Origin of the sequence: Mycobacterium sp. E342 (genome assembly GCF_001667665.1) — a bacterium.
Lineage (GTDB): Bacteria > Actinomycetota > Actinomycetes > Mycobacteriales > Mycobacteriaceae > Mycobacterium.
On sequence record NZ_LZJM01000289.1, the window covers coordinates 17480 to 27127 of the forward strand.

7 protein-coding genes are annotated in these 9648 nt (G+C 71.1%); all 7 read right to left on the bottom strand.

The features are described 5' to 3' along the window. The 7 genes from mraY to mraZ all read right to left on the bottom strand — a co-directional run bounded on the left by mraY (nucleotide 1) and on the right by mraZ (nucleotide 9399). Entirely contained in the window at nucleotides 1-1080 is a 1080-nt protein-coding gene (gene mraY, locus A5692_RS24155; RefSeq protein WP_068060976.1) for a phospho-N-acetylmuramoyl-pentapeptide-transferase, read from the bottom strand. After that, on the bottom strand, nucleotides 1077-2660 hold the full coding sequence (gene murF, locus A5692_RS24160; RefSeq protein ID WP_068060979.1) for a UDP-N-acetylmuramoyl-tripeptide--D-alanyl-D-alanine ligase: 1584 nt from the start codon (nucleotides 2658-2660) through the stop codon (nucleotides 1077-1079). Before murF ends, mraY begins: the two co-directional genes overlap by 4 nt. After that, nucleotides 2657-4258: a UDP-N-acetylmuramoyl-L-alanyl-D-glutamate--2,6-diaminopimelate ligase gene (locus A5692_RS24165; RefSeq protein WP_068060985.1), complete on the bottom strand. Its 1602-nt coding sequence runs from the start codon at nucleotides 4256-4258 to the stop codon at nucleotides 2657-2659. Before A5692_RS24165 ends, murF begins: the two co-directional genes overlap by 4 nt. Nucleotides 4259-4531: 273 nt before the next feature. Next, nucleotides 4532-6589, bottom strand: coding sequence for a penicillin-binding protein 2 (locus A5692_RS24170; protein ID WP_068060988.1), 2058 nt, complete (start codon nucleotides 6587-6589; stop codon nucleotides 4532-4534). Further along, nucleotides 6586-7806: a hypothetical protein gene (locus tag A5692_RS24175; RefSeq protein ID WP_068060990.1), complete on the bottom strand. Its 1221-nt coding sequence runs from the start codon at nucleotides 7804-7806 to the stop codon at nucleotides 6586-6588. Before A5692_RS24175 ends, A5692_RS24170 begins: the two co-directional genes overlap by 4 nt. Continuing rightward, the gene (rsmH, locus tag A5692_RS24180; RefSeq protein WP_156766246.1) at nucleotides 7803-8993 is read right to left on the bottom strand and encodes a 16S rRNA (cytosine(1402)-N(4))-methyltransferase RsmH; all 1191 of its coding nucleotides are present in this window, start codon (nucleotides 8991-8993) and stop codon (nucleotides 7803-7805) included. The genes A5692_RS24175 and rsmH overlap by 4 nt, the downstream gene beginning before the upstream one ends. Then, on the bottom strand, nucleotides 8968-9399 hold the full coding sequence (gene mraZ, locus A5692_RS24185) for a division/cell wall cluster transcriptional repressor MraZ (RefSeq protein ID WP_068060992.1): 432 nt from the start codon (nucleotides 9397-9399) through the stop codon (nucleotides 8968-8970). Before mraZ ends, rsmH begins: the two co-directional genes overlap by 26 nt. Nucleotides 9400-9648: the final 249 nt, after the last annotated feature.

The window sequence follows — 9648 nt, forward strand, 5'->3', positions numbered from 1 at the left end:
TCAGGCACCGATCGCGCCCAGCCACTCACCGTAGAAAAGGGCCACGCCCAGACCACACGTGATCGCCGTGAGCAGCCAGAAGCGGATGATCACCGTGGTTTCGGCCCAGCCCGCCAACTCGAAATGGTGGTGGAAGGGCGCCATCCGGAACACCCGGCGACCGGTGGTGCGAAACGCCAGGATCTGCAGCACCACGGAGGTGACCTCGGCAACGAAGAGCGAACCCAGGACGACGGCGAGGATCTCGGTGCGGCTGGTGACCGACAGGCCCGCGATGATGCCACCCAGCGCCAGCGACCCGGTGTCGCCCATGAAAATCTTTGCGGGAGCGGCGTTCCACCACAAAAAGCCGATGCAGGCGCCCGCGGTCGCGGCCGCGACGAGCGCCAGATCCAGCGGGTCGCGCACGTTGTAGCAGCCCAGGCCCGGCGCCGTCACGCAGGCGTTGCGGTACTGCCAGAACGTGATCAACACATAGGCGGCGGTGACCATCGCCATACACCCGGCCGCGAGCCCGTCCAGCCCGTCGGTGAAGTTGACCGCGTTGGACCAGGCACTGACCACGACCACGCAGAACAACACGAACAGCCCGGGAGCCAAAGTGACCGTGGCGATCTCGCGCACGTAGGACAGGTCCGAGCTGGCCGGCGTCAACCCGCTGCCGTTGCGGAACTGCAACACCAGGACGCCGAACAGCACCGCGGCGGCGACCTGCCCGACGGTCTTGGCCGTCTTGTTCAGCCCGAGATTGCGCGACCTGCGCACCTTGATCAGGTCGTCGAGGAAGCCGACGCCGCCGAGCACCGTGGCCAGGCCCAGCACCAGCAGACCCGACGCGGAAACGCCCTCGCCGTCGAACGCCAGCCCGGCCAGGTGCGTCCCGAGGTATCCCGCCCAGATGCCGGCCAGGATGGCCACCCCGCCCATCGACGGCGTGCCGCGTTTGGCGTGATGGCTGGGCGGGCCGTCCTCACGCGTGTGATGGCCGAAGCCCTGGCGGGTGAACAGCCGAATCAGCGCCGGGGTCAACAGGATTGACACGGCGAGCGCGACGGCCACCGCGATGAGGATCTGCCTCACTGGGCCGCTCCCCGCTCGCTCCATCGTGACGACCCGCTTCGCCCGGCTTCGCCGCCCTCGCGATCGTCACAGGCCAGGGCGTCGGCCAGCGCGCCCAGACCGGCGGCGTTGGAGGCCTTGACGAGGACCACGTCGCCGGGCCGGAGTTCGGCGCGCAACAACTCCAGGGCGGCCTCCGCGTCGGGCACGTTGACGGCGCCCCGGTCATCCCCGGCTCCCCACGCGCCCTCCATGACCGCTCCGTGGTGCATGGCGCTCATCGACCTCCCACTTCCCACGACGACAAGTCGAGACACATCTAAGCGCACCGCCAGCCTCCCGATGCGATCGTGCTCGGCCACGGCGTCCTCGCCGAGCTCGGCCATTTCGCCCAGCACCGCCCAACTCCTGCGCTTTTCGGCGCCGGGCTCGCGGCCGTGGGCGATCCAGGCCAGCGCCTGCAGCCCGGCCCGCATCGAGTCGGGGTTGGCGTTGTAGGCGTCATCGATCACCGTTACCCCGTCCGCGCGGTTCGTCACGTGCATCCGGTGCCGCGACACCGGCCCGGCCTGGGCCAGGGCGGCGGCGACCTGCTCGACGGTCGCGCCGCATTGCAGCGCGACGGCGCTCGCGCACAACGCGTTGGTGACCTGATGGTCGCCGTAGACGCCCAGCTCAACCTCGACCGCGCTGTCCATCGCGTGCAGGGTAAAGCGCGGCCTGGCCAGTTCGTCCAGCGACACTCCGTCCGCCCAGACGTCGCTGGGCCCGGAGTCGGTGTGGCTGAACCGGCTGACGCGCACCACGCGAGCGTCGCTGACGCGGGCCATCGCGGCGACGGCCGGGTCATCGATGTTCAGGATCACCACGCCGGAAGACGGAACAGATTGGGGCAGTTCGGATTTGGTGCGCGCGATGGCTTCCCGCGACCCGAACTCGCCCAGGTGCGCGGTGCCGACGTTGAGGACCACCCCAATCGCCGGCGGGGCGATGTCGGCCAGCGCGGCGATGTTGCCGGGATGGCGCGCCGACATCTCGAGGACGAGGTAGTCGGTGTCCCGGGTCGCGCGCAACACCGTCCAGGGGTGCCCCAGCTCGTTGTTGAACGACCCGGGCGGGGCCACCACCTCGCCCAGCGGCTCGAGCACCGCTTTGACGAGGTCCTTGGTCGAGGTCTTGCCCGACGAACCCGTGATGCCGATGATGGTCAGGCCGCCGGCCACCAGCTCCGCGGCCACCGCCTTGGCCAGCTCGGCCAGCGCGGCCAGCACCGCCGCGCCCGAGCCGTCGGTGTCGTGTTCGAGCACACCGGCCAGGCCACCGTCGGGGCGGCGCGTTTGCGGGGGCACCACGATGGCCGGCACCCCCACCGGGCGGGCGGCCAGAACCGCGACCGCGCCGGCCGCCACCGCCGCGCCCGCGTAGTCATGCCCGTCGGCGTGCGCGCCCGGCAGCGCAAGGAACAGCCCGCCCGCGCCGACGGCGCGCGAGTCGAATTCGACGGTGCCGGTGACGCGCAGTGCGGCGGCGACCTCCGGCGAGATGTCGGCCAGCGTGCCGCCGACGATGTCGGCGACCTGCGCGACGGTCAGGTCGATCATGACCGCGTCCTCAGGGCGTTCAGCGCGTCGGTCAGCTCCACCCGATCGTCGAACGGGCGAGTCTGAGTGGCGCCGCGCTGCCCCGTCTCGTGCCCCTTGCCGGCGATCAGCACCGTATCCCCGGGGCGCGCCCACGCAGCGGCGTGCCGGATGGCCGCACGCCGGTCGCCGATCTCGACGATCTCGGCGGCACCCCCGGCCGCCCCGGCCAGGATCTCGCGGCGGATGGCCGCGGGGTCCTCGCCGCGCGGGTTGTCGTCGGTGACAACCACCAGGTCGGCGAGCTCGGCGGCGATCTCACCCATGGTCCTCCGCTTACCCGGGTCTCGGTCACCGCCCGCGCCGAAGACCACCGCCAACCGGCGACCCGGGCGCCGCAGGGTGGCGAGCACGGCGCGGAGCGCTTCGGGCTTGTGGGCGTAGTCGACCAGCGCGAGGAAATCCTGGCCACAGTCGATCTCTTCCATGCGGCCGGGCACCCGGGTCGCCAGCAGCCCTGGCGCAGCCTGTTCCGGCGATACCCCCACCGCGTCCAAAATTGCCAGTGCAACAAGGCAATTGGCGACGTTGTAATGCCCCGGCAGCCGGATGCCGACCCGGTGGCGCACGCCGGCGGGGTCGATAGCGGTGAACTGCTGTCCCCCGGCGCCCATCGGAAGCACATCCACGGCGCGCCAGTCCGCGGGCCGGCCCGCGGCGCTGACCGTGATCGCGGCGGCTCCACCCTTCATGGCCCTCACGGCCATGGCGCCCCCGGCGTCGTCGTCGACGCAGACCACGACCCGGCGCGCCCGCAGCGGCGACGCGGGATCGAACAGCTTCGCCTTGGCCTCGAAGTAGTCCGCCATGGTGGGGTGAAAATCGAGGTGGTCACGGGACAGGTTGGTGAAGGCGCCCACCGCGAATCCGGTGCCGTCCACCCGGCCCAACGCCAGCGCGTGGCTGGACACCTCCATGACGACGGTGTCCACCCCGCGCTCGGCCATCGCGGCGAACATCGCCTGCAGCGCGGGAGCCTCCGGGGTGGTCAGCGCGCTGGGAACGTCGGCGCCGTCGATGCGGATGCCGATGGTGCCGATCAGGCCGGCCGCCCGGCCGGCGGCGCGCAGCCCGGATTCGACCAGATACGTCGTCGTGGTCTTGCCGGAGGTGCCGGTGATCCCGACGACCGTCACCCGCTCCGACGGGTTGCCGTACACCGTGGCGGCCAGGGCACCGAGCACGCTGCGGGGCGCGGGGTGCACCAGCGTCGGCACGGCCGGGCCGGACGCACCCATCTCCGCCACCCCGGCGGCATCGGTGAGGACCGCGACGGCGCCGCGCTCGATCGCCTCGGCCGCGAACCGGGCCCCGTGCGTCGTCGCGCCGGGCAGCGCGGCAAACAGGTCGCCGGGCCGGACGTCCTGGGCGCGCAGCGTCACACCGGTGACGGCCACGTCGGGCACGGCGGTGCCGCGGTCCGCGAGCACTGCCCCGACCTGGGCCGCCAGCGCGGGCAGGCGCGATCCCGCGCCCGCGCCGGGCCGCAGCCCCATGGGCATCGACACCACCTGTTCACACCTCCCTGCACACGTCGCGTGATCCTCATGATCGGCCATGACACCCTACCGAGAGGGGCTTGCCACCCGGTGGGCTCGTGAATCGAGTGTGCGTTGAGGGCCTTCAGTGTGCGTTGAGGGCGTGATTCGGGCCCGGATGCCGCCCTGAGCGCACACGCAACGCCGTCACCGCGGAATCGAAGGACCGCCCGACTCTAGGTGGCCTGACCGCGGCGACCCGCCGCGCCCGGCTGCGCCGCGCTTGCGATCGCCGCTAGGTGGCCTGACCGCGGCGACCCGCCGCGCCCGGCTGCGCCGCGCTTGCGATCGCCGCTAGGTGGCCTGAAGCGTCAGCGGCGGACCGGGATCGGGCGACAGCGGCACGTTCTCGCGCTGCATGAGCCAGCCGGCGATGTTGTGGAACAGCGGGGCCGCCGAGTGGCCCGGGGTGCCGTCCGCGTTGCGCTCCGGGTTGTCCATCATGATGCCGATGACGTAGCGCGGGTTGTCGACCGTGGCCATTCCCGCGAAGGTGATCCAGTAGACGTTGTCGAAGTAGCAGCCGCACGCGGGGTTGATCTGCTGAGCGGTGCCCGTCTTGCCCGCCATCTGGTAGCCAGTCACCGCGGCGGCGGGCCCGGTGCCCTGCTGGTAGCCCATCGGGTCGCGTTGCACCACCGCGCGCAGCATGTTGCGCACGGTCTGGGCCGTCTGCGGCGAAACCACCCGGACGCCTTCGGGACGCGCTTCTTCCGTCCGGGTCCCGTCGGGCGCAATGGTGGCCTTGACGATCCGCGGCGGAATGCGCACCCCGTCGTTGGCGATGGTCTGGTACATGCCGGCCATCTGCAGCAGCGTCATCGAAAGGCCCTGGCCGATCGGCAGGTTAGAGAACGTGCTGCCCGACCACTGGTCGATGGGCGGCACCAGCCCGGCGCTCTCACCCGGCAGCCCGACGTTCGTGCGTTGCCCCAGACCGAATTTGCGGACCATGTCGTAGAAGCGTTCCGGGCCGACGCGCTGGGCGAGCATCAACGTGCCGACGTTGGACGACTTTCCGAACACACCGGTGGTGGTATAGGGCATGACGCCGTGGTCCCACGCGTCGTGGATGGACACCCCACCCATCTGGATCGTCCCGGGAACCTGCAGCACCTCGTCGGGATTGGACAGGCCGTACTCGATCACCGAGGACGCGGTGATGACCTTGTTCACCGAGCCGGGTTCGAACGGCGACGACACCGCCAGGTTGCCCAGCTGTTTGTCGCCCTGACGCCCGATGTCCTGGGACGGGTCGAAGGTGTTGTCGTTGGCCATGGCCAGCACCTCGCCGGTCTTCGAATCCAGCACCACGGCCGAAACATTGTGCGCGCCCGAGAGATTCTTGGCCTGCTGGACCTGCTGCTGCACGTAGAACTGGATGTCGTCGTCGAGGGTCAGCTGGACCGTCGAACCGTTGACCGCCCGGTGCCGGTTGCGGTAACTGCCGGGGATGACGACACCGTCGGATCCACGGTCATAGGTGACCGAGCCGTCAGTTCCGGACAGCACCGAGTCCAGCGACTCCTCCAGCCCCAGCAGCCCGTGACCGTCCCAGTCGATGCCGCCGACGATGTTGGCCGCCAGCGACCCGCCCGGGTACTGCCGCAGGTCTTGGCGCTCCGAACCGACTTCGGGGTACTTGTCGGAGATGGCGCTGGCGACGGCGGGGTCGACGGCGCGCGCCAGATAGACGAAGTTCTCGTCGCTTTGCAGCTTCTTCAGCACGGTCGCGGAATCCGGCTTGTTGCCCAGCCGGGTGGCGACCTCCTTGGCGATGTCCCGCAGGCGCTGCTGCGGATCGGGGGCCGCCGAGTTCTTGCTCTTAGCCTCGTCCAGCTGCTTGCGAATCCTCTTGGGCTGGAACGTCAACGCGCGCGACTCGGTGGTGAACGCCAGCTGGTCCTTGTTGCGGTCGACGATGCTGCCGCGCACCGCCTTTTCAACGTCGGTGACCTTGAGCTGGCCCGCGGCCTGGGCGCGCAGCGAGGGCGCGTTGGTGACCTGCAGGACGAACAACTGGGCCGCCGCCACCACGATCAAGACCCCGATGGCCGCGTTTCCCGCCCGGTGGCGGAACACGAACGACGCGCCACGGCTGCCCGCCTGCATGAGCTGCCGGGTGCGCCGCTCCCGCGCCGAGTGTCCGGTCCCGTCCTGGCGGTCGGCCGACCCGGCTTTCCCGGTGACCTTGCCCTCCTTGGATCTCCAGAACTTCTTCGGCTCCCGGACGTCCTTGGCCTGCTGCTTCGCCCGCCGCTTCGGCTGGCGAATCCCTTTGGCCTCCTGGGCTTTACGGGGACCGCGTGTGGGCTGCGATCGCCGGGCGCGCATGGAGTCGCCGCGGCTCACCGGGGCGCACCCGGCGTCGCGACGGGCCCCGGTGCCGCAGGTTGCGGCACCAGCACCGGGGCGGCGGGGATGGCGGGGACAACCCCTTGAGGAAGTGCGGGGGCAACCGCCTGGGGAGCCGCGGGCACCGGCGCCCGCTGCACCGGAACCGGCACCTCCGCGGGTAGCGGCGCGGGCACCTGCCCGGGCGGCGGAATCGGCAGGCCGCCCAACGGGATCGGCACCTCGGCGGGCACTGGCGCGAGCGCGGGGCCCGCCGACGGCGCGGGCAGTCCCGGTACCGGCACACTCGGAGCGGGCAGCGCACCGGGTACCGGCGCGACGGCCGGCGCACCCGGGATGCCCGGGGAACCCGGCATGCCTGGCAGCTGGGGACCCGCCGGTGCCAGATGCTGGCCACCCAGCGTCGACGCTCCGTCCGGTGCGCGCAACAGGGCCTCGGGCCCCGACCGCGCCGGCGGGGCCGCCGCGGGGTCGGGCTGCACCCGAACGGGGACCTCCGCGGCCGGCGCGGGGGGCGCCGGGGGCTGCGGTGGACCCTGTTCGGGGAGCTTGCTGTTCAACGGCGGCGGCGGCACCCCGTCAGCCGGCTTGGGCGTGCCGACCACCACCCAGTTCCCCGACGGGTCCTGCACGAGATGCGCAGTGTCCCGCGTCGGGATCATCCCCAGCTTGCGGGCCGCCTCCGCCAGCGCCGGCGCGGATTCCGCTTCGCGGACATCGCGTTCCAGCGCCTCCTTCTGCTGTTGCAGCAGCCGGGTCTTCTCTCGCGCGTGACTCAACTTATAGGAGCGCTCGGCGGAGTCCGTGGACAACCACAGCGTCAGACCCAGCCCGAGACCGAGCGCGCCGATGACCAACACGACAAACGGGACCTTGCTCGCCAGGGTGCGGGGACGCAGATCGATCGCGGCCAGCCGGGCCGCCAGCCGCTCACTCAGGCGAGGACGAACAACTTTGGGCGCCTTGGCTTTCCGCGCCTTGGCCCGCGCCTTGGCCTGACTGGTGCTCTTGGGCCGCGCCGGCCGTTCGACGGGCCGGGCGATGGGGCTGGTGTGCGGTCCGGACTTGGGCGCGCGGCTCTCGCGGGTGGGCGCCGAGCTCCGCCCGGGCCGGGTGCGGCGGGCGGGGCCCGGATCGGCCGTCGAACGCCTGCTCCGCCGGGCGGAACCGTCGCGTCCGCCGCGGCGATTCGGCGTTTCGCGCTTTGCTTTCATGCCTGGCCCTTCCCGGTTGCCTGCTCGACACGTTCGACAGCTCGTAGTCGCACCGCGGCGCTGCGCGGATTGCGTTCGACCTCATCGGCATCCGCACGTTCGGCGCCGTGCGTCAACGAACGGAACCGCGGCTCGTGGCCGGGCAGTTCGACCGGCAGGTCCACCGGTGTGCGGGAGGCGACCGCGTCGGCGAACAACCGTTTGACGATCCGGTCTTCCAGCGATTGGTAGGCCAGCACCACCATGCGCCCGCCGACGGTGAGCGCGTCCAGCCCGGCCGGGATCGCGCTGCGCAGCGAGTTCAGCTCGTCGTTGACCGCGATCCGCAGGGCCTGGAAGGTCCGCTTGGCCGGATGCCCTCCGGTGCGCCGGGCCGGAGCCGGAATCGCTTGATAGAGCAGGGCTACCAGTTCCGCGGTCGACGTGAAGGGGGCGCGAGCGCGCTGGCGCACGATCTGCGCCGCGATGCGGCGCGCGAACCGCTCTTCGCCGTAGCGGTACAGGATGTCCGCCAGCGCCGCTTCGTCGTAGGTGTTGACGATGTCCGCCGCCGTCAACGGCGACTCCGGATCCATCCGCATGTCCAGCGGCGCGTCCTGAGCGTAGGCGAAGCCCCGCTCGGCGCGGTCGAGCTGCATGGAGGACACCCCCAGGTCGAACAGCATCCCGTCGACCGATTCAGCCGTGCGGTAACCGGATTCGGTCAGAGCCGCCGCGAGGCCGTCGTAGCGGGTGTGCACCAGCGTGACCCGGTCGGCGAACGGCGCCAACCGGTCGCGGGCGATGTCCAGCGCGCTGGGATCGCGGTCGAGTCCGATCAGCCGCAACCCCGGCAGGTCGGTCAGGAACCGTTCGGCATGCCCGCCCGCGCCGAGGGTGGCGTCGAGGAGGACCGCGCCCGAACCGTCGGCGTGGTGGCGGGTCAGCGCGGGGGTGAGCAGTTCGACGCAGCGGTGCAGCAGGACGGGCACATGGCCGAAGTTCGCTGAATCGTCAACCACGGCAACACCTCCCCGGGTCGGGCGAGACACCCCTGACCCCTCGTCGGCCCTGAGGGCCGGCGCCCTTGCATCGAGGTCCCTGTCCGAAGGCACGAACCTGGCGTTGGGGAAGTACGCCAGGGTCGGTTCGGGCAGAGGCCACGTTGCACGGGCATGCGCCTCAGATGATGTCGCCGAGTGCTTCATCGCTGGCCGCGGAGAAGTTCTCTTCGTGGGTCTCCTGGTAGTCCTGCCATGCTTGCGCATCCCAGATCTCCAGGTAGTCGACCGCTCCGATCACCACGCAATCCTTGGAGAGGTTCGCGTAGCGGCGGTGATCGGCCGACAACGTGATGCGTCCCTGCGCGTCGGGATGCTGCTCGTCCGTGCCGGCGGCGAGGTTGCGCAGGAATGCACGGGCGTCGGGGTTGCTGCGCGACGCCTTGCTCGCCCGGCGCGCGAGCTGCTCGAATTCGCCCCGCGGATAGACGGCGAGGCTGTGGTCTTGGCTCTTGGTGACCATCAACCCCCCTGCCAGCGCGTCGCGGAACTTGGCGGGCAACGTCAGCCGCCCCTTGTCGTCGAGTTTGGGCGTGTAGGTGCCGAGAAACACCAGCTCACCTCCCGCTCGGGGTCACCCAAACACTGCAGCCACCATACCCCACAATCCCCCACTTCGCCCCATTCCCGGGGTGTCGTGGCGCAGTTTTCCGGGTTATCCGCCACCCGAGGCCACCCAGGCCATGGGGTCGCGGCTTCGGCGGGTACGCACGGCGCCCCCACGGGCAAGAGAAAACCGCACTTCAGAGCGCCGCGGAGGCCGCAGTGGGGCGGAGTGGGGGGCCAGGGTGGGGGCCGGTGG

Coding starts and splice junctions, on each gene's coding strand:
- murF (WP_068060979.1), bottom strand. CDS start 2,660: ATGATCGACCTGACCGTCGCGCAGGTCGCCGACATCGTCGGCGGCACG.
- A5692_RS24165 (WP_068060985.1), bottom strand. CDS start 4,258: ATGGCCGATCATGAGGATCACGCGACGTGTGCAGGGAGGTGTGAACAG.
- A5692_RS24175 (WP_068060990.1), bottom strand. CDS start 7,806: ATGAAAGCAAAGCGCGAAACGCCGAATCGCCGCGGCGGACGCGACGGT.
- rsmH (WP_156766246.1), bottom strand. CDS start 8,993: ATGAAGCACTCGGCGACATCATCTGAGGCGCATGCCCGTGCAACGTGG.